This is a genomic window from Calothrix sp. NIES-2098 (assembly GCF_963875125.1).
Lineage (GTDB): Bacteria > Cyanobacteriota > Cyanobacteriia > Cyanobacteriales > Nostocaceae > Aulosira.
The window spans coordinates 3,764,169-3,784,884 of record NZ_CAWNKJ010000001.1 but is presented as its reverse complement, the minus strand read 5'-3'; the positions used below and the strand labels follow the sequence as shown (position 1 = coordinate 3,784,884).

At 42.7% G+C, this 20,716-nt stretch carries 15 protein-coding genes; 14 read left to right on the top strand and 1 reads right to left on the bottom strand.

Going from position 1 to position 20,716, the window contains the following annotated elements; genetic code table 11:
• Positions 1-152 precede the first annotated feature (152 nt).
• Positions 153-755, top strand: coding sequence for a TIGR02466 family protein (locus AACU33_RS15805; protein WP_096589583.1), 603 nt, complete (start codon positions 153-155; stop codon positions 753-755).
• Positions 756-1,084: 329 nt separating this feature from the next.
• Positions 1,085-3,934 carry a Calx-beta domain-containing protein gene (locus tag AACU33_RS15800; RefSeq protein ID WP_096589582.1) on the top strand — a complete coding sequence of 950 codons (2,850 nt, stop codon included), beginning with the start codon at positions 1,085-1,087 and terminating at the stop codon, positions 3,932-3,934.
• A gap of 147 nt (positions 3,935-4,081) precedes the next feature.
• On the opposite strand, the gene AACU33_RS15795 is transcribed toward AACU33_RS15800, so the two are convergent.
• Positions 4,082-4,408: a hypothetical protein gene (locus AACU33_RS15795; RefSeq protein WP_339376059.1), complete on the bottom strand. Its 327-nt coding sequence runs from the start codon at positions 4,406-4,408 to the stop codon at positions 4,082-4,084.
• Positions 4,409-4,682: 274 nt separating this feature from the next.
• On the opposite strand from AACU33_RS15795, the gene AACU33_RS15790 reads away from it, so the two are divergent.
• The 12 genes from AACU33_RS15790 to AACU33_RS15735 all read left to right on the top strand — a co-directional run bounded on the left by AACU33_RS15790 (position 4,683) and on the right by AACU33_RS15735 (position 20,540).
• Positions 4,683-5,795: an L-dopachrome tautomerase-related protein gene (locus tag AACU33_RS15790; RefSeq protein WP_096589581.1), complete on the top strand. Its 1,113-nt coding sequence runs from the start codon at positions 4,683-4,685 to the stop codon at positions 5,793-5,795.
• Positions 5,796-5,834: 39 nt separating this feature from the next.
• Positions 5,835-6,299 carry a YbhB/YbcL family Raf kinase inhibitor-like protein gene (locus AACU33_RS15785; RefSeq protein WP_096589580.1) on the top strand — a complete coding sequence of 155 codons (465 nt, stop codon included), beginning with the start codon at positions 5,835-5,837 and terminating at the stop codon, positions 6,297-6,299.
• Between the two features lie 45 nt (positions 6,300-6,344).
• Complete coding sequence (locus AACU33_RS15780) at positions 6,345-6,515, top strand: hypothetical protein (RefSeq protein ID WP_339376058.1); 171 nt, start codon at positions 6,345-6,347, stop codon at positions 6,513-6,515.
• A gap of 13 nt (positions 6,516-6,528) precedes the next feature.
• The gene (locus AACU33_RS15775; protein ID WP_096595273.1) at positions 6,529-7,881 is read left to right on the top strand and encodes an FAD-dependent oxidoreductase; all 1,353 of its coding nucleotides are present in this window, start codon (positions 6,529-6,531) and stop codon (positions 7,879-7,881) included.
• A gap of 591 nt (positions 7,882-8,472) precedes the next feature.
• A complete protein-coding gene (locus tag AACU33_RS15770; RefSeq protein ID WP_339376057.1) occupies positions 8,473-10,341 on the top strand; it encodes a Mu transposase C-terminal domain-containing protein in 1,869 nt (622 codons plus the stop codon).
• Complete coding sequence (locus AACU33_RS15765; protein ID WP_339376056.1) at positions 10,311-11,267, top strand: ATP-binding protein; 957 nt, start codon at positions 10,311-10,313, stop codon at positions 11,265-11,267. Before AACU33_RS15770 ends, AACU33_RS15765 begins: the two co-directional genes overlap by 31 nt.
• A 55-nt stretch (positions 11,268-11,322) precedes the next feature.
• Positions 11,323-11,835 carry a TniQ family protein gene (locus tag AACU33_RS15760; RefSeq protein WP_096589578.1) on the top strand — a complete coding sequence of 171 codons (513 nt, stop codon included), beginning with the start codon at positions 11,323-11,325 and terminating at the stop codon, positions 11,833-11,835.
• Between the two features lie 78 nt (positions 11,836-11,913).
• Entirely contained in the window at positions 11,914-12,045 is a 132-nt protein-coding gene (locus AACU33_RS15755; protein ID WP_339376055.1) for a hypothetical protein, read from the top strand.
• Between the two features lie 127 nt (positions 12,046-12,172).
• Positions 12,173-18,208 carry an AAA family ATPase gene (locus AACU33_RS15750; RefSeq protein WP_096595271.1) on the top strand — a complete coding sequence of 2,012 codons (6,036 nt, stop codon included), beginning with the start codon at positions 12,173-12,175 and terminating at the stop codon, positions 18,206-18,208.
• A gap of 8 nt (positions 18,209-18,216) precedes the next feature.
• Positions 18,217-18,846, top strand: a complete 630-nt coding sequence (locus AACU33_RS15745; RefSeq protein ID WP_096589577.1) for a response regulator — start codon at positions 18,217-18,219, stop codon at positions 18,844-18,846.
• A 206-nt stretch (positions 18,847-19,052) separates the two neighbouring features.
• Complete coding sequence (locus AACU33_RS15740) at positions 19,053-19,613, top strand: DsbA family protein (protein WP_096589576.1); 561 nt, start codon at positions 19,053-19,055, stop codon at positions 19,611-19,613.
• A 114-nt stretch (positions 19,614-19,727) separates the two neighbouring features.
• Complete coding sequence (locus AACU33_RS15735; RefSeq protein ID WP_339376054.1) at positions 19,728-20,540, top strand: alpha/beta fold hydrolase; 813 nt, start codon at positions 19,728-19,730, stop codon at positions 20,538-20,540.
• Positions 20,541-20,716: the final 176 nt, after the last annotated feature.

Below are 20,716 nucleotides of genomic sequence, written 5' to 3'. Positions count from 1 at the left end.
TTACTAAACTACATATATTTTCAGAACCATAGTTTTAAAAGTAGTGGAAGCATCTTGCTCCCTTTTGGTAGTAGCGGAACCCAAAGCCCGCTACGTGTATTTTAGAAATCAAATATGAATACTGTATATTTATCGAGCGTTGGATTTTAGATATGAAAGGTACAAGAACAGATTGGTTTCCTACACCCATATGGCACTTTAATGTTGATAATTATGAACAACTCAACACCAGATTATTGCAATTAATTCAGGCTGAATATGCTCAAGATAAACAGGGAATGCAAATGTCTAATATCCTAGGTTGGCATAGTGTAGATAATCTTAACCAGAGAGATGAATTTCAAGACTTCATGGAAATCATTATGACTAATATTTCAGAAATAACTGATTTTCTCAAATGGGATTTAGAACAGATCTTTCTCAATATCAATAATTGCTGGGCAATGGTTAATGGCAAATTTGCTTCCAACTCAGTTCACGATCATCCTAACTCATTATTAAGCGGTGTTTATTATGTGAAAGCGCCTGAAGATTGTGGGGGAATATTTTTTCGCTATCCTCGCATAGGCGCACATCGACTTTTACCACCTTATTTAGATTTTACTGTTTGGACAATGCCAAGTATTACTTACAAAGCAGTTGCGGGAACGATGATTATATTCCCTAGTTGGCTGATGCATGGTGTAGAAACAAACCTTAGTGATGATGTCAGAGTCAGCATTAGTTTCAATATTGGTGTTAAACCAAGGCACTGATTATAGTGACTACTAATTTACTTAGCGATCAATTGAACGCATTTTAATTATTCGATAACCTTTTGATAATTGATTTTTAATTTATTCATGGGTTTATATGGATTGGGATTAGCAGTTAATCAAAAACTCATAAACTCACCTAAAAATTTATAGAAATAGATAAGATAATGCGTTAAAAAATATCGTAAAAATATACTAATAATTCCCGATAAATTATCTTTAAAAGATAAAGAATATTTGTCTTTAAATGGGAGCGAGCTAAAAATTAGCACTAAAACCATTTAGAGGAAATCTGTGTCGAAAAATATAATCTAGCTAAAAACATAATTATGATTATTAACGGAACTGCAAATCAAGATGAGTTATACGCTCAAAACAACGATCAATTATTTGGTTTTGAGGGAGATGACATACTAGATTCTACCAACGGTCAAGGCAATAATCTACTTGATGGTGGTTCTGGTAATGACCAGCTTTTGGGCAACAATAACGATACTTTAAAAGGTGGTATTGGCGAAGATAGTTTATTTGCTGTCGGGAGTTTAGGTTTCAATACCCTTGAAGGCGGCGAAGATAACGATCGCCTATTTGTAGTAGAGGGTAGTAATAACAAACTCGATGGTGGAGGCGGAGAAGATCGGCTTGTTGTTTCTGATGGAACTGGTTACAACAGGTTATTTGGTGGCTCTGGTAATGACTTTCTCGATGCATCTAATCCTACAGGTAACAACAACCTTGATGGAGGCGAAGGTGACGATTTCCTGATTGGCGGATTGGCTAGCGATCGCTTATTTGGTGGTGCTGGTGATGATTCCCTCTTTGCTGGTATCAAAGGTAGCCAATTTACAGGCGGTACTGGTCTAGACCGCTTCTATATTACTAGTGCCGCCGTTCCTGATGTGCCTGTAGAAGTATTTGATTTTACTAAAAGTCAAGATAAAGTTGTCATTGCTGGAATCCCAGAGGTGAAGAGATTCCAAGATTTGAAATTAGAGCAAATCGTGGTAAATGGTCAACCAGGCCCGGATACATCAATCAAAGCCACCATCAATGGAGAATTAAAAGAATTAGGGATTTTAAGAAATGTCCAAGCTAATAATCTGACAGCAGATGACTTCGACTTTGTAGTTAATACTTTCGCGATTACTAACGCTTCAGCCGTTGAAGGTCAGGCGATCGCATTCACTGTTACTCGCAGCAAAGATGTGCAATCTGAGCAAAGCGTTACTGTATCGACATCGATAGCTACAGGAGATACAGCCAGTAACAATGATGTGACAGCGAAAACTGAGACTCTCATCTTTAAACAGGGAGAGACGAGTAAAATATTTAACGTTCAGACGACTCAAGACTCCTTATTTGAAGCTGATGAAACTTTCACCGTCAGTTTGAGCAATCCCTCAAATGAAGCGATCGTCAGTTCCACTAACGCTACAGCGATAGGAACTATTACTAACGATGACCTAGCACCGATATTTGCGATCGCAGATGCTTCTGGAGTGGAAGGAGGTGCGATCGCATTTACCATCACTCGTACAGGAGATGCTCAAGCGGAAGAAAGTCTCACTGTATCTACATCTATAAATACAGGCGATACAGCTAGTAACGATGACTTTACAGCCAAAACTGAGACTCTTACCTTTAAGCAAGGAGAGACTAATAAAACCTATCGCGTTCAGACAACGACCGATTCCTTAGTAGAAGGAAATGAAACTTTCAGCGTCAGTTTAAGCAATCCCACAAATGGAGCAACTATCAGTCCGACTAACGGTAAAGCTAAAGGAACTATTACTGATGTAAGTGGTGGTATTGATGTAGGTGTAACTATCACCCAGACTGATGGTAGTACTAAAGTGACCGAAGGTGGTGCAGGCGATCGCTATTCTGTTGTACTCAAGAGCAAACCACAGGCTGATGTTACGATTGCGATTAACACTGGAAAGCAAATCAAAGCTAGTGCCAAGACTCTGACTTTCACCGCACAGAACTGGAATGTCGAACAAGAGGTGACGGTAACAGCAGTAGATGATGCGATCGTCGAAGGGAATCACAGCGATACTATCCAACATACAGCTACAAGTACTGATGCCAACTATAATGGCATTGCTATTGGGTCTGTAGGTGTGAGCATTACTGATAACGATATCCCCTTAGCCAAGAGTGCTGATAATGATGTCTTCACCATTAAAGGTGATGGCGATCAGGCCAGACTGCAAGTTACTCTCACCGGAAATAGTTCTAAATTGGTGAATGAGCTGGGAGTATATGTTGTTGATGATGCTCAAGGTAAGATTAACGGTATTGCGCCAGGTGCAGCAGGTTATACTCAAGCAGCTTTAGAGCGTGCTAGAGTGATTTTCTCTGCGATCGTTAATCGTCCTAATGGATTTAATAGCAACGATCTCAAAAGTCTGTTGGAATTTAATTCTGGTGAGAATTTGAGATTCTATTTAGTAAAAAATAGTACGATTGATGCGGTAAAATCTGGAATCTCTGCAATTACAGACGTACTATTTTCTAGTGCAGCAACACAGAAAATTACAGATTTAGGATCTGATGGATTTTCTTTAGCTTGGCAGGATGGTTCGGGAAATAGTACTAATAGCTTCCAAGATTTAGTAGTGAAGATTCAGACCACAAATGACCCATTATCTTTAGGTACAAATCTGCAAAGTCAGCCACAGGGAGAATTGATTGATTTACGAGGTCTGAAAAAACAAGTTAAAGCTGACTTTGTAGTAAATAGAGAAGCAGCTTTCGACAACTTTGTTGGCTTCTATCAGGCGATTGATGAGAATGGTGGAATTGACACTAATAATGATGGCAAAGCAGATATTCTCCCAGGACAAGCTGGTTATACTCAAGCTGCGATTCGCGGACGTGTTGCGGGAATTGACTTGAGAGTTAGTAACCAAGGTACTGCAACTTACAGTGGCACTTTTCAACCAGGTGCTATCTTCGTGCCATTTATCATTATTAATGGCAGACCTGATGCAGTTATTGATACAAATCCTAACAACGATCCAGCAGTTTACTTTCCTTTCTTAGGTGCTAACCCTGACAAAACCGATCATCTTCGCCTATTAGGTAATAACATCTTTGGCTTTGAGGATTTAACAAATGGTGGCGATCGAGATTTCAACGATGTCGTTGTCAAAATCAATTTGAGTATTGCGTAATACCGTTTGTGTGCTCTACTAATAAGTAGGACTCACGCACAAAAATCCTCAAATTTTTCTTCATCCGTATACTCCGCGATCGCTTGAAAACAACTCCTCCCACACACAACAAAACATGGGAGGAGTTGGCGTCAACATCGCTTATTATTACGGAGCAGGAACCACCACTCGATTGCTGGGAACAATCTGTGGTTGATATGAAAACACCTCTCGTCTACGAGGATCGACAGTCACTTTGATCCACTGTACATCGTTGGTGCCGTTTCCCTGATTGTCACCAAATGTCTCGATACGAGTGAAGTTTTCAAGGCGTCCACCTTGAACATCAAGAAATGGTTTGTCAATACGGTAGTAGTGCGAGTCGCCGTGAATGTAGGCAATTGGTTTATGAAAAGCAATTACGCCACTAAAGGAGTAGATTTTGAGATTGAGAAGTAGATGTTTTATTAATGGCATGAAGTGTATTGTTGTCATCCTTCAGTAGGAGGACGTACTTCCCTAATCGTTTTTCTAGGATGGTGAAAGCCGATTGTTGGCTAAGACAGTCTGGTAACAAAAGAGAAGTCACGCATTCAAACTTATAAACCCTGATTAAATTTAGCTGTCTTTATTTTGAATTGCTATGAGTTTGACAATTAGCTCAACGTAGGAACAAGCAGACTTTCGTTAAGACGGGATTTCCATAAACCAGAATAGTCAACCTATTGCTGACAAAAACTGTTCCAGGATTATTGAGGAGATATTATTCATGGTCAGTCAGTTACAAAAGCTTCCAACAGACGAATCATTAGGCACGCTGGAATCTGTTGCCCAGTTTGATGGTGCTATGCCTACGGGTGTAACGGTATCTCATCAGGGACGCATCTTTGTCAATTTTCCTAAGTGGGGCGATGATGTTGGCTTTACAGTGGCAGAAATCCGAGATGGTCGTCCGGTGGCTTATCCCAATGAGGCAATCAATCGCACGCACCCAGATAACCTTGCCCAAACGCTAATATCTGTGCAAAGTGTTGTGGTTGACCCTAGCGATCGCCTGTGGATTCTCGATACTGGTAGCCCGATGTTCCAACCGACGCACTACGGCGGGCCTAAGCTGGTTTGTGTCGATCTAACAAGCAATCAAGTTATCAAAACGATTCTTTTTCCCCAAGATGTAGCGTTGCCAACAACCTACCTTAACGATGTCCGGTTTGACTTGCGGCGCGGTGCTGAGGGCATGGCGTTCATCACCGATTCTTCAGGTCAAGGCGCGAACGGGATTATTGTCGTGGATTTGGCATCGGGTGAAAGCTGGCGTAAGCTGCACGATCATTATTCCACCAAAGCTGAGGAGCCATCAAGCTTTCTCCCTGTAGTTGAGGGTCGCCCATTCATGGAACGTCAGCCAGATGGCTCAACTAAACCTGTCAAAATGGGGTCAGACGGCATTGCCATTAGTGCAGATGGATCGCGCTTATATTATTGTCCGCTTAGTAGCCGTCGTCTCTACAGTGTTGCAGTTGATGCTTTAGTGGATCGAGCGCTTAACGATCGCGCCGTCGCCGCAACGGTAATTGATGAAGGAGATAAAGGCGGCGGTGCAGATGGACTCGAATCGGATGCAGCTGGATGTATTTATGCGACGAACTACGAACACAATGCGATTTTACGTCGCCATCCTGATGGAGCTTGGGAAACGGTAGTACACGATCCTCGCCTGCTTTGGCCTGATACCCTTTGTGTAGCAACAGACGGTTATCTTTATGTCACAGCCAACCAGTTACACCGTCAAGCACGCTACCAAAAAGGACGCGATTTACGTCAGAAGCCTTATAGCCTCTTCCGCATTCGCATTAATGCTCAACCTGTGCTGCTGCGATGATTTCTTTAATGCAGCTGATGTCGCAAAAGGAAATTCACAATGGCGTTAAATATTAAGGATTTAAGAATTCACAGCCCTGCATTCACTTCTAATGAACATATCCCGAAACAGTATACCAGTGACGGTGAAAACATCTCACCGCCGCTGCAATGGAGTGGACTGCCAGCCGGAACCAAACAACTAGCACTCATCTGCCATGACCCGGATGCGCCTCTGCCACAGGGTTTTACTCACTGGCTGGTCTATGGCATTCCCCCAACAGCGAACCAGATTGCTCAGGGGGATGGTAGTAAATTTACTGAAGGTATGAACAGTGCTAATCAGCCAGGATATACCGGGCCTGCTCCACCAAAAGGGCATGGGCTGCACCATTACTATTTCTGGTTGTATGCCCTAGATGCAGCGCTCGATTTTAAACCAAATATGAACCGCGAGCAACTACTTAATGCGATCGCTGACCATGTGATTGAGCAAGCGCGGTTGGTTGGACTGTATGAACGGTGACATTTATAGAGGAGTGTTTAACCCAGAAGGGGTAAGGATCGTGTATTGGCACTGTCGGATCTGCTGCGGCGATCGCCAATGCTGTTTATCATGCCACAGGTAAACGCATCCGTGAACTGCCCATTACGATTGACACACTGCTTTGAAATAACAGCCAGCTACATGGCATTTGACCGTAAACTGAGGGTGAGTGCGATTGCTGTTACTCAAAGATGAGGGGGGTGTAGAGATGGAAACCGCAGATTTAATTGTCATTGGTAGCGGACAAGGTGGCATTCCTTTCGCCGCAGATTTTGCCAAAGCGGGACATAAAGTTGTGCTGTTTGAACGAGATGCGTTAGGTGGTAGTTGCGTTAACTATGGATGTACTCCTTCCAAAGCGTTTTTAGCCGCTGCCCATGCCGCAGGCCGCGCCCGTCAAGCTGCCAAACTGGGGATTCACACTCAGGTTCAGGTTGACTTTCCTAGAGTGATGGAGCGAGTTCGAGGTATTCGCGATCGCTTTAATCAAGGGGTTAGTCAGCGTTTAGAGGATGCTGGAGTGCAAGTAGTTTGCGCTGAAGCCTCATTCAGTGGAGAACGCATCGTCACAGGCAAAGATGTCACTGTTGAATCACCACTGGTTGTCATCAATACTGGTACATCTTCAGCGATCCCAGATATACCTGGTTTAGCTGGCACTCCCTATCTCACCAATCGCAACTTCTTTGATTTAAAGAAACTACCGCAGCGTTTACTAGTGATTGGTGCAGGTTATATTGGGTTGGAATTGGGACAAGGGTTAGCTCGTTTAGGAAGTGAAACTCATCTCATTGTGCGCGGCGATCGCGTGTTGGCACAAGAAGAAGCAGATGTTAGTCAAACCTTGGCAGAAGCATTACAGCAAGATGGCATTTCTCTGCACTTTCAGGTCAATGTAGAACAAGTTGACTACAACAATAATATATTCACGCTCACCCTGAGTAACGGCGAAATCCTGGAGGGTGAGGCTTTAATGGTGGTAATTGGGCGCAAACCAAACACAGATGCATTGAATGTTGCAGCCGCAGGAGTAGAACTGGATAAAAAAGGCTTTATCAAAATCAACGACCAATTTCAGACAACAACTCCAGGAATTTACGCCATCGGAGATGCTGCTGGACAACCTGCCTTTACCCATGTTTCTTGGGAAGATTATCGTCGCTTGAAAGCTATTTTATGTGGAGAACAACGCACCCGAAGCGATCGCGTTCTCGGTTATGCGGTGTATACGGAACCACAAGTGGGAAGAGTTGGGATGACGCTAGAACAAGCAACCAAGCGGGGTATTAACGCCCGTGCTGTCACCCTACCAGTGGCTCAGATTGCCCGTGGGATTGAATGGGGACATGACTTGGGGTTTTACCGCATGGTAATCGATCGCGATACCGACAAAATCTTAGGCGCAACCCTGGTTGGCTATGAAACAGCAGAATTAGTGCATGTGTTTTTATCGCTGATGGAAATGGATGCAACTTGGCAGGTGTTAGAACAATCAGTGCATATCCACCCGACCTATGGCGAGGCATTACCCAGTCTGGCACGACTCCTGATTGAAGATTGATATGCCTCTTTGCCCAAATCTTTATTCCCAATACGTAAATAGATAATCTTCATGGCTATTTGGATGTGACAGCGATCGCCGGATTGTCAAGCCCCAATTTTAGAAGAGTTTGGTGGTTATGTAGCCGATTCTTTTGAAGGATTGTCCAGAGTCAAAGGTCAAAAGTCCAAGTGTATCCTTGACTCTTGACAACCCAAACAATAAAATGTGCAATTTAGATGTGCATCAGCTTAATTATCTAGGATTATCCAGATTTGCCACATTTTCAGCTATAATTATTGACAATAGGGGTACTTAATTACTCGCAGTGCGAATCCTTGAAAAGCTTGCAGCATATAGATTTGAGATTAATGGTGTCCATTAAATAATTGTTGTCCAATTTAAATAAATATTGTCATCTCTGCAATGAATAGGATTAATCACCAAAACCCTTGCTTATTAAGGGTTTTGCGTTTTTAATTACTTGATTATTCTCTGAATGCTTTTAAATCAAATGATGTCACAAATGCTGTAAGATTTTAAATTAAATGATGACATATTTCTGGAGGTAAGCTTATGCCTAGGAAGCCTACGAAGGAAGCCTTTCCAGCATTGGAGATTAAGGAAGCGGTAAGTAAGGAAGAAGAACAAACAAAATACCTGCTAGTTAACGAAGATTCATCAGATTATGCCAAAAAGGTGGAATTAATAGATGCCATCCGCCAAGCACCTAACAAGGCGGCTCGTAGGGATGCGATCGCAAATGCAGCGAAAGTTCTGGGAAAAAGCACTCGAACTATTAAACGCATGATAGAGAAAGTTGAACAGGTAGGGGTTGCGACTCTAGCTGTTGGCCGCAAGGATAAGGGACAATATCGCATTTCTAAGGATTGGCATGATTTTATTGTGAGCCTTTATGAATGGGGACACAGGGATGGTTCTCGGATTAATCACAATCAGATTTTTGGCTATTTAAAAGCTTTAGCTTCTAAAGGAGAGGAACTAAAAGACAAGAAATATAATGAAAAATTTAAGGGATATTCTCAAGCACGGGAAGACTTAATAGTAGGACAGCATCCTTCTCATGTCACTGTTTATAAAATAATAAATTGTTATCTTGAAGAAAAAAATAAGAGAGTACGTCATCCTGGCTCGCCCATAGAAGGGCAAATTATTCAAACAACTGAAGGTATTTTAGAAATCACACACAGCAACCACATTTGGCAAATAGACCATACAAAATTAGATATTTTGTTGGTTGATGAGGAATTTAGAAAAGTTATTGGTCGTGCATACATCACCTTGGTAATGGATAGCTACTCTGGTTGTGTTACAGGTTTTCATCTTGGTTTGGAACCTGCTGGCTCACATGAAGTTGCTTTGGCTCTGCGTCATGCAATTCTACCAAAGCACTACGAAACAGACTATGAGCTTCAAGAAACATGGGAGATTTATGGAATTCCTGAATATGTAGTGACAGACCGTGCAAAGGAATTTAAGTCAGAACATTTAAAACAAATTTCACTACAATTAGATTTTGTACGACGTTTGCGTGCTTTTCCCCAAGCAGGTGGCTTAATTGAGTCGATATTTGACAAAATTAATAAAGAAATTTTGTCATTATATGGTGGATACACTGGTTCCAGTATTGAAGAACGTCCTCCAGAAGCGGAAAGAACTGCCTGTTTGACATTGGATGATTTAGAAAAAATATTGGTGAGATATTTTGTAGACCACTATAATCACCACAATTATCCAAGGGTAAAAAATCAAAAACGAATTGAGAGATGGAAATCAGGATTTTTACTAGAAGAACCTGAAATTATCAATGAACGTGAACTAGACATTTGTTTAATGAAAGTTGCGATACGCAATGTAGAAAAATATGGTTCTGTCAACTTTCAGGGTTGGGTATACCAAGGAGACTGCTTGTTAAATTATGAAGGGAAGCAAGTTTCTTTGAGATATGACAAGCGAAATATTACAAGTATTCTTGCTTATAGTCGCCCTATTAACGGTGAGCCAGGAGAGTATCTTGGTGTTATACAAGCTAGAGATTGCGAAAGAGAAAGGATGTCTCTAGGTGAATTAAATTATATAAAGAAAAAATTGCGTGATGAGGGTAAAGAAGTTGATAACTCTTCTATTTTGAACGAGCGGTTGTCTAGATTCGAGGATGTTGAACAAAGCCGCAAGGAGAGACGCAGACACCTTCGGAAAAAAGCTCAACAGAAACATGAGGTTAAGTCAAACAAATCAACAGTAGTCGAATTATTTCCCGAAAATGTAACAGTACAGGAAATAACAAACTCACCAGAAAATTTAACATCAGCTTTTGATGTAGATTCACAAAATATTGTAAATTCAATAGATAAGCAAGTTACGCAGAGTAAACCTGATACCAATCAAACAGCTAAAGGTAGACGAAGACCTAGAGTAGGTGTGCAAGATTGGAACCAATTTATGAAGGACAATTGGTAATTGCCATGTCGGAGACAAACTTAGCCCATGCCAATCTAGAATTTCAGAAGTCGTTTGATGCGCGTTTGCAATCTGCTGAGGAACTACGGCGATCGCCCCAAGCACAAGCTGAGGTTGAAAGGATTGGCAAAGCTAACACTTACCTTCCCCTAGATCGTGATACTGAATTATTTGACTGGCTGGATGATCAGCGTGATGCAAAACTTTGTGGTTATGTTACCTCCGCTACGGGTTCTGGCTTATTAAAAGCTTGTCAATTGTACAGGACGCAGTACGTAAAGCGAAGAGGAACGTTGTTGGAAGTTCCAGCAACTGTAATTTACGCCGAAATAGAGCAGCATGGAGGGCCAACGGATTTGTACTGCTCTATTTTGGAAGAAATTGGTCATCCGCTCGCTCATGTTGGTACATTGCGAGATTTGCGATCGCGTGCATGGGGAACTGTTAAAGGATACGGTGTAAAAATACTCATTATTGGTAACGCGGACTACTTAACATTGGAAGCTTTTAATGAGCTAATTGATGTTTTTACAAAAATGCGAATCCCCGTTATCTTAGTTGGCACTTACTATTTAGGCGAAAATATTCTTGAACGGAAAAGTCTCCCATACGTGCGCGTTCATGACTCGTTTTTAGAGTCATACGAATTTCCTAATTTAAATGAGGAAGAAGTAATTGAGGTAGTAAACGATTGGGAAGAAAAATTTTTGCCAGATAATCGTCGATTAAATCTTACTCAAATTGATAGTGTAGTTTCTTATTTGCGACTAAAATCTGGAGGTTTGATTGAGCCTTTGTATGATTTGCTTCGTAAGATTGCAATACTAAAAATAGATGAGCAAGATTTTGAACTGAATCAATATAATTTGACGAAACGGTTCGGCAGGCGTAAAGAACCAAAAGTTAAATTTAAACGTAAAAGCTGAATTAGCTTATTTGCTTTTAGATTCAAGTTTTAGTATAAGTTCTGAACCTTAAATTATGGAGCCAGAAGCTGTTCAAAATCCACCTTGGTATATTGAACCTAAGGAAGGGGAGAGTATTAGCCACTATTTTGGTCGATTTAGACGACACGAAGCTGTTTGTGTCTCGTCGCCTGGAACTTTAAGTAAAGCCGCAGGAATTGGCCCAGTCTTAGCAAGATGGGAGAAATTTCGGTTTAATCCGTTTCCTAGTCAAAAGGAATTAGAAGCTATGGGCAAAATAATTGGCTTGGATGCAGACCGAATTGCTCAAATGCTCCCACCGAAGGGTGAAAAAATGAAACTGGAGCCAATCCGCTTGTGTGCTGTGTGTTATGCAGAGCAAGCATATCATCGATTGGAGTGGCAGTTTCAATCAACAGTGGGTTGCGATCGCCACAAGTTACGTCTACTTTCAGAATGTCCTTTTTGCAAAGAGCGTTTTGCTATCCCTGCTTTGTGGGAACAAGGAGAATGTAACAAATGCCATGCACCTTTTATAACTATGAAAAAGCGGCAAAAAGCATACTAAGTAAGTATATGCTCCGCTTCGAGATGTGCCCATAGCCTTTGGTTACCTGCGTGCAGAATGCCAGCAGATGTAACATATATGCCGCATTTCACAGGTGTATTCGAGTGGGCTGAAGGAATCGGTGCAGAAGTTTTTGGAATCGTTGGGGAAGCTGAAGCGGGCTTATTTGACGAATTTGGAAGAAAAGGTGTTGAGAGTGCTGGAGTTTGAAATCATAGTTTAGACCCTTAATCGTATTAAATTTATTCTCGATTACCAAATAGTAAGTAATTATTTTCAGAATGAGAATTGCTGTATAGTTTGAGGTATGCCAGATTATACTCTCAAGAGTTGCTCTATGATTGCTCTACCTGGTATTGCCATCCAAGACAAGATATACGAAAGTCCTAATTCTCTGGTTTATCGAGGCATTAGAAAGGATGGAGTAGCGGTCGTAGTAAAAATGCTAAAGCTTGATTATCCCTCACCTCAAGAACTCACCCGCTACAGACAGGAATATAAAATTACCCGTTCCCTTAACTTGGAAGGAGTGATTAAGGCATACAGCCAGCAGGATTATCAACGTACTCTGGTGATTCTCTTAGAAGATTTTGGGGCAGAGTCCCTAGAGAAATGGATGCACAAGCGCCCAGATGTCTTCTGCCCGATGCCTTTATCAACTTTTCTCCGTATTGCGATCGCTCTCACCAAAATTCTAGGCAGAATCCATGCAGCCAATGTCATTCATAAAGATATCAACCCTGGAAACATAGTCCTCAATCTAGATACTGGCGTTATCAAAATTATTGACTTTGGAATTGCCACCCAATTTAACCGCACGAATCCGACTTTCAAAAACCCTCATGTATTAGAAGGGACACTTGCATACTTATCTCCAGAGCAAACAGGGCGGATGAACCGTTTGCTCGATTACCGGACTGATTTCTACTCGTTGGGCGTGACATTCTACGAACTGCTCACCGGACAACTACCATTTCCCACCACAGACGTGCTGGAGCTACTCCATTGTCATATAGCCAAACATCCAATTGCGCCTCATGAAATAAATACAACGATTCCCAAGCCAGTATCAGATATCATTCTCAAACTGATGGCGAAAAATGCTGAAAATCGCTATCAAAGTGCCTGGGGCATCAAAGCGGATTTAGAAATCTGTGGTGAACAATTAGCAGAAATCGGTCAAATCTCTAGCATTCAATTGGGACTTCAAGACGTTTGCGATCGCTTTCAAATTCCCCAAAAACTGTATGGACGGGATAAGGAAGTTGCAATGTTACTGGCGGTGTTCGAGCGTGTAGCGTGTCCAGAGTTAAATCCCGTTGCTGCTTCACCAAACAATTCACAAACAACTTCCCAAACCCAACAAACGGGCAACCCAAAATTCCAAGTTGAAATGATGTTGGTATCTGGCTACGCTGGTATTGGCAAATCAGCGTTAGTGCAGGAAATTTATAAACCAATCACTCAAAAGCGTGGCTATTTTATTTCTGGTAAATTCGATCAATTTCAGCGCAATATTCCCTACAGTGCGATCGCGGTTGCCCTGCAAAAATTGGTACGGCAATTGCTTAGTGAGCCAGACGAGTATGTGCAACAGTGGCGATCGCGCCTGCTAACGGCTCTGGGAAGCAACGGACAAATCATCATTGATGTCATCCCGGAAGTTGAGTTAATTATTGGCAAGCAGCCACCTGTACCGGAAGTTGGAGCAACTGAAGCTCAAAATCGCTTTCATCGGATTTTTGGACAATTTGTGCGAGTGTTTTGTTCAAAAGAACATCCCCTAGCGATATTCTTAGATGATTTGCAATGGATAGACTCAGCAACGCTGAATTTAATTGAGTTGATGCTGCTGGATGAGCAAGCCGAATCACTATTTTTGATTGGAGCTTATCGAGATAATGAAGTCAAGCCAACGCATCCATTAGCATTAATGCTAGAGAGGCTGCGAAAACAAGGGGTAGTACTTCAGGAAATTATTTTAGCACCCTTAACGCTGGGTCCGTTAAATCAGTTGATTGCCGAGACGCTGCATCGGAATGCAGACATCGTTCATCCCTTAGCTGAGTTAGTTTTGCGTAAAACCGAGGGCAATCCGTTCTTTGTCAATGAATTTTTGAGAATGCTGTATAGCGAAAATTTATTGACCTTTGATGTTGAACATTTAAGCTGGCAGTGGAACATAGCTCAGATCCAAGCCCAAGATATCACTAATAATGTTGTGGAGTTGATGCTTCACAAGTTGAAGAAACTGCCAGAGAATACACAGCAAATTCTCCATTTAGCTGCTTGCATCGGCGCTGAATTTAATTTAGATACTCTATCGATTGTTTGCGATAAACCACCTGAAACGGTTTTTCAAGATTTACTAGCAGCCATACAAGTTGGATTAATTGAACCACTATCTGAATTAGATGAAAACTTGTTAATTCAAGAGTATAAGTTCTTGCACGATCGCGTCCAGCAAGCTGCTTATGCCCTAATCGATGAATCGCACAAACAGGCGGTTCATCTGCAAATCGGTCGCAATCTGCTGGAAAAAACGCTGCCAGAGGAGTTATCAGAGCGGCTGTTTGCAATTGTGGATCATCTCAATTTAGCGATCGCTCTCGTCTTTGGGCAGGAACGAAACAGCATTGCCAAACTCAACTTAATGGCAGCCCAAAAAGCCAAAGCGGCTACTGCCTATAGTGCAGCTTTGAAGTATGCGATCGCAGGCATCGAGTCACTCGCAACCGATAGTTGGCAGCAGCAGTACGATCTCAGTTTGGTTCTCCATGAAGAAGCTGCTGAGACTGCCTATCTATCTGGTGACTTTCTGGCAATGGAGCAATGGGTTGCTATTGTTCTGCAAGCAGCCAGAACCATTTTAGATGAAGTGAAAGTTCATGAGGTCACAATCAAAACCCATGTAGCACAAACTCACAAGTTAGACGCAATTAAAGTCGGATTGCAAGTGTTGGCAAAACTAGGGCTGAACCTGCCAGAATCACCCACAGAATTGCAGATTCAACAAGCACTAAAAGAAACAGGAGCAGTTCTGCAAGGAAGGAATATTCAAGATTTAGTGCATTTACCTTTAATGACAGATGCCAGTAAATTGGCAGCCATGCGGATTATTTCAAATATCGCTTCTCCTGCCTTTCAGGCTGCACCTGCACTGTTTTGGCTGATGGCGTGCGAGCAAGTCAAGTTATCGATTCAATATGGCAATGCACCCACCTCTGCGGTTGCCTATTCTTGTTATGGAGTCGTGATCACCGCAGCAACTCAGGATGTAGAGAAAGCTCATCAGTTTGGTCAACTCGCCCTCAACCTTGTGGAACGACTGAATGCCCAAGAACTTAAAAGCAAAACCTTTCTCATTGTTGCGGAAGGCATCAGCTTTGGAAAATCCCATTTTAGGGAGATTGTATCGCTATTGCAGGAAAGTTACTCTAGCGGAGTAGAAACTGGAGATTTCGGATTTGCAGGTTTAGCGGCTTACCAAAAATGTGAGTATTTATATTTCAGTGGATTAGAACTGACAGAATTAGAACAGGAGATGGAGAATTACAGCCATGCGATCGCCCAATTGAAGCAGGAAACTTGCTTAAATTACCATCAAATCTTTTGGCAGGCAGTGCTTAACTTACAAGGACAGGTTAATAACCCCTGCTGTTTACAAGGCGTTGCTTACAACGAGCAACAGGGATTGAATCGCTATTTAGCAAACAATGATTCTCTGGGATTTCAATATTTCTATATCAACAAGCTGATCCTCTGCTATCTATTTGGGCAGTTTAGTCAAGCGTTAGAAAGTGCAAATGCGGCTGAAGGGTATCTCAAAGGTGCGCCAGGGCAAGTAACGATGCCGCTGTTCTGCTTTTACGACTCTTTGGTGCGACTAGCACTTTATTCATCTGTTCCGGATTCAGAACAAAAAGTATTTTTGCTTAACGCGAGCAGCAACCAGGAAAAAATGCACAAATGGGCGCGTTATGCGCCTATGAATTTTCTGCATAAATATCATTTAGTCGAGGCAGAAAAAGCGCGAGTTTTAGGTCAGTTGCTTGAGGCAGAAAAATTCTACGAACAAGCGATTGCTGGAGCTAGAGAAAACGCATATATTCAGGAAGAAGCGTTAGCTTACGAATTAGCTGCTAAACATTATCTGGCGCGAGGTTTGGAAAAATTTGCCCAGATATATATGAAGGAAGCTCACTACTGCTATGAACGGTGGGGTGCAACGGCAAAGTCCAGGAATTTAGAGGCTGATTATCCTCAGTTTTTTCCTCAATCAACAAGTGTGAGTTCCATACCAATCCAAACTGCTGCTGGAACTACCTCTAATACCTCTCATGTTGCTCTCGATTTAGCAACAATAATGAAAGCATCCCAAGCGATTTCCAGTGAGATTGAACTGGAACAACTGCTCCACACCTTAATGCAGATCCTCATTGAGAATGCTGGAGCGCAAACCGGATGTCTGCTTTTAGAAAACGCAGGAGAATGGACAATCGAAGCGACCTGTGAACTCATTGAGGGCGCACAGACCTGTGCAACCCAAGTACTGCAATCAACTCCGATCGCCAATCGTTTACCTGAATCGATTGTTCATTATGTGATTCGGACTCATGAGTCGGTCATTCTCAATGATGCTACTCGTGAAGGTAATTTTATCAATGATCCTTATATTCAACACCACCAGACTCAATCAGTCTTTTGTTTACCACTGCTCAATCAAAGCAAGCTCATCGGTGTGTTGTATCTAGAAAATCAGCTGGCAACTGGGGCATTTACACCGGAGCGAGCGCAAATTCTCAGCCTACTTTCTACACAGGCAGCGATCGCAATTGAAAATGCCAAACTCTATGCAAAGCTTCGGGCAAGCGAAAGCAGGATGACTCAATTTCTAGAAGCAGTTCCGGTGGGCGTTGGCATCGTCAATGCAGAGGGTCGCCCTTATTACGCCAATCAACGAGGCATTCAACTCATGGGTAAAGGGATCGATCCTGCTGTGCCGCCGGAGCAAATCTCAGAGGCTTATCAATTTTATGTGACGGGAACGGAGCGAATCTATCCCACTGAAAAATTGCCAGCCATCCGGGCGTTGAGCGGCGAACGCACCACCGTTGATGATATGGAAATTCGCCAAAATAACGCAATAATTCCAGTTGAGGTTTGGGGTACTCCAGTCTTTGACGAACAGGGCAAAGTAGCTTATGCGATTGTAGCTTTTCAAGATATCACCGAGCGCAAACAAACCCAGAAACTTCTAGCCGACTACAACCAAACCTTAGAACAGCAAATTACTGAGCGGACTTTGCTCCTTTGGCAGGAGATTGAAGAGCGTCAACGAGTAGAGAATGCCTTGCGACAAAGTGAAGAGCAACGCAGGCTGACGATGGATCTCACGCACATCGGTAGTGGCAACTGGAATATCACGGAGAACAAAGTAGATTGGAACGACAATTTTGCTCGATTGCTGGGGTTAGTTCCTAGTGAGGTTGAGAGCAGCTATCAGGCATGGCGCGATCGCGTTCATCCAGAAGACGTTCATCGGGTTGAACAAGCTATTACAACATCTCTAGCAACTCATACTGATTTTGAAGCTGAATATCGAGTTATTCATCCAGATGGCAGTATTCACTGGCTGGTAGGTCGAGGTCGAGGCATTTATAACGCGGCCGGACAGCCTGTGCAGATGCTAGGAATAATTCTTGACATTACCGAACAGCGAAATGCTGCACTGCGCGAACGCGAACGATCTGAACAAGCTTCTATTCTGGAAGAACGCAACCGAATGGCGCGAGAAATTCATGATACACTAGCTCAATCCTTCACGGGTATTTTACTTCAGGTTAGAGCAGCAACACAAGTGTTGGCGGGCGACCTAGAAGCAACCCAAGCACATCTGGAAATGATTGAGGAACTAGCACGCGCTGGGCTGGCTGGGGCACGACGCTCCGTATCAGCACTCCGTCCGCGGCTGCTAGAAGAAGGTAATTTAGAGAGTGCCCTGCATCGTATTGTGGCTCAAATGCGATCAACGACCAACACGGCTGTGATTTGCAAAACTCAGGGTACAGCCTATTCCCTAGCAACCGAAGTGGAGAATAACTTACTCAGAATTGGGCAGGAAGCATTAACGAATGCGATTAAATACGCTGATGCTGGCGAAATTCGGGTTGAGTTAGCGTACAACGAGACACAGTGTATCTTACGGGTTAAAGACGATGGTAGGGGCTTTGGAGTCGGTAGCATTCCTTTAAGCGGTGGGTTTGGCTTATTAGGAATGAGCGAACGGGCAGAGCGCATTGGCGCACAACTAATGATTCAAAGCCAACCGGGTCAAGGAACAGAAATTATTGTCACTATCAATCGAAAGTGAGAATTACAATGAGCCAATCCTCTAAGATTAGGGTGCTAATTGTTGATGACCATGCCATAGTCAGAAAGGGTCTAGCAACCATCATTAACCGCGATCCAGAAATGACAGCGATCGCTCAAGCTGAAGATGGGCAGCAGGCGATCGAGGCATTTCGAGAATACCAGCCTGATGTTACACTAATGGATTTACGAATGCCCAAAATGGGAGGTGTTGAAGCCATAATGGCGATTTGTGCTGAATTTAAGCAGGCTCGGATCGCGGTACTCACAACCTACGATGGCGATGAAGATATCTATCGCGGCTTGCAGGCGGGTGCTCAAGGCTATCTGCTTAAGGATGCTAAAGTTGGCGAGCTTATGAATGCGATTCGCGCCATTCATCATGGTCAGAAATACATTCCGCCAGAAGTGGGCGCAAAATTATTGCAGCGAATCAGCAATCCAGAACTGAGCGAACGAGAGTTGGAAGTGTTGCGTTTGATGGCACAAGGAATGGGTAATCAAGAAATTGGGACTGCTTTGATTATTGGTGAAAGTACAGTCAAATCCCATGTAAATCGGATTTTGAGCAAACTGGGCGTGAGCGATCGCACACAAGCCGTGATTACTGCTGTTAAGCGTGGAATTGTCAATTTATAAGCTGTACTAAAGTAGGTATCCAAATTCCAACTTTAGTTGGAGACAACCTTCCACTGCGAGATGGACGGTTTCATCCATCACTCGATTGTACAAAAATGTCAACCCAGAGTGGACGACAAGAAAGGCTCAATTGTCTATATTAAATCCATAGCAACGTTAGCGCAGTTGGGTTGTAAGGCTGAAGTTTGCTTAATACAAACCGAAACATGACTGACGACTCTGATAATTATATTTCTTTATTTGTTCTGCCTTCAACCCAGGATCATATTCAAGGTGTACTGAATGCTGCTGTAGTATTCGTCATGTATGGAGATTATGAATGTTTTCAAAGTGCCAATGTCTATCGATTGATTAAAGTTGCTCAACAGCAATTGCAGGTTTCGTTTGGAGAAAACAATTTAGGTTTTATCTTCCGTCATTTTCCTCAGGTACAGATTCATCCACATGCTAAACGAGCAGCAGAAGCCGCCGAAGCAGCAGCGGCTCAAGGGCAGTTTTGGCAAATGCATGAGATGTTGTTCATTCATCAACAAGAGTTAGAGAATGGCTATCTAGTAGAGTACGCCAATCGTTTAGGACTTGATATTTCTCAATTTTTGCAGGATTTATCCAGAGGAACGTATGTCGATCGGATCAATGCAGATATCGAAGGTGGACTGCGAAGTGGAGTCGAGGCTGCACCGGCTTTGTTTATTAATGGAATTCGCTATCTTAATTGCTGGACTGTTGAGCAGATAATGGCAGCCATTGTTGCTGCAAATGATTAAGGTTTTTGATGCTTATCCCAACAAGTATTTTAGCCGGGAGTATTTCATAACTTCTATACGGACGACAACAACCAGAGATTTCAGCAATTTAGCAAGAATACAGAGGCGATCGCAATGATAGTTTTTACAAAGAAAAAAGTTCAAAATTTGTTGCTGTGGTTACTTGCATTTGGTGTTGTCGTTGGGATATTAATGCATCCAACATCAGCTATTTCAAAACAAGTACCTCAAGCGTCCGGCTCTAAACCTGCGATCGTTCTCGTTCATGGGGCTTTTGCTGACGGTACATCATGGCAACACGTTATTCCATTGTTGGAGCAGGATGGCTACAGGGTGACTGCTGTGCAGATTCCCCTCACCTCGCTTGCTGATGATGTCGCAACGACAAAACGGGTGATTGACAATCAAAAAGGTTCCGTTGTTTTGGTCGGGCATTCCTATGGTGGCAATGTAATCACAGGTGCGGCTGCTAACAATCCACAGGTGAAAGCTCTGGTTTATGTCAATGCTTTCGCACCGGATGTCGGTGAAAAGACGAGTGATTTGAATAAAAAGTACGCAGCACCTCCGATTAGTACGGCAATTGTATCTGATGCGGCAAACTTTCTTTATATTGATCGCGGGAAGTTTCACGAATTTTTTGCCCAGGACGTATCGAAGGCTGAAGCGCGAGTGATGGCAGCAACCCAAAAGCCCATCGACAGCGCAGCCTTTGAGCAATCAGTGAATGACATCGCTTGGAAAACGATTCCTTCTTGGTTTATCGTGACTCAAAGCGATCGCGCCATCAACCCCGAACTTCAACGATTTATGGCTAAACGGATTGGTGCTAAGACAACAGAAGTTAACTCCAGTCATGTTCCTTTTATCTCTCATCCAAAAGAAGTTACTAAAGTGATTGAAGCAGCAAGCACGGCTGTGAAGTAATCCCAATTTAACGATTTGTTAGTGAGCCAAGTCCTGCAAACCAATGAGACGCAAGTTTAGTTTCTGGCAGAACATTTGGTAGATACACCATTGGTAAACAGTTAAATTCAGCAGATCGGGTATTGTAAATGAATAACTAACAGTATTTTAGCGATCGCTCTTTAAATCAGTTCATT

What these genes read in the sequence shown, in the direction of transcription:
- AACU33_RS15805 (WP_096589583.1), top strand. Translation starts at nt 153, where the DNA reads ATGAAAGGTACAAGAACAGATTGGTTTCCTACACCCATATGGCACTTT.
- AACU33_RS15800 (WP_096589582.1), top strand. Translation starts at nt 1,085, where the DNA reads ATGATTATTAACGGAACTGCAAATCAAGATGAGTTATACGCTCAAAAC.
- AACU33_RS15795 (WP_339376059.1), bottom strand. Translation starts at nt 4,408, where the DNA reads ATGACAACAATACACTTCATGCCATTAATAAAACATCTACTTCTCAAT.
- AACU33_RS15790 (WP_096589581.1), top strand. Translation starts at nt 4,683, where the DNA reads ATGGTCAGTCAGTTACAAAAGCTTCCAACAGACGAATCATTAGGCACG.
- AACU33_RS15785 (WP_096589580.1), top strand. Translation starts at nt 5,835, where the DNA reads ATGGCGTTAAATATTAAGGATTTAAGAATTCACAGCCCTGCATTCACT.
- AACU33_RS15775 (WP_096595273.1), top strand. Translation starts at nt 6,529, where the DNA reads ATGGAAACCGCAGATTTAATTGTCATTGGTAGCGGACAAGGTGGCATT.
- AACU33_RS15760 (WP_096589578.1), top strand. Translation starts at nt 11,323, where the DNA reads ATGGAGCCAGAAGCTGTTCAAAATCCACCTTGGTATATTGAACCTAAG.
- AACU33_RS15755 (WP_339376055.1), top strand. Translation starts at nt 11,914, where the DNA reads ATGCCGCATTTCACAGGTGTATTCGAGTGGGCTGAAGGAATCGGTGCA.
- AACU33_RS15750 (WP_096595271.1), top strand. Translation starts at nt 12,173, where the DNA reads ATGATTGCTCTACCTGGTATTGCCATCCAAGACAAGATATACGAAAGT.
- AACU33_RS15745 (WP_096589577.1), top strand. Translation starts at nt 18,217, where the DNA reads ATGAGCCAATCCTCTAAGATTAGGGTGCTAATTGTTGATGACCATGCC.
- AACU33_RS15740 (WP_096589576.1), top strand. Translation starts at nt 19,053, where the DNA reads ATGACTGACGACTCTGATAATTATATTTCTTTATTTGTTCTGCCTTCA.
- AACU33_RS15735 (WP_339376054.1), top strand. Translation starts at nt 19,728, where the DNA reads ATGATAGTTTTTACAAAGAAAAAAGTTCAAAATTTGTTGCTGTGGTTA.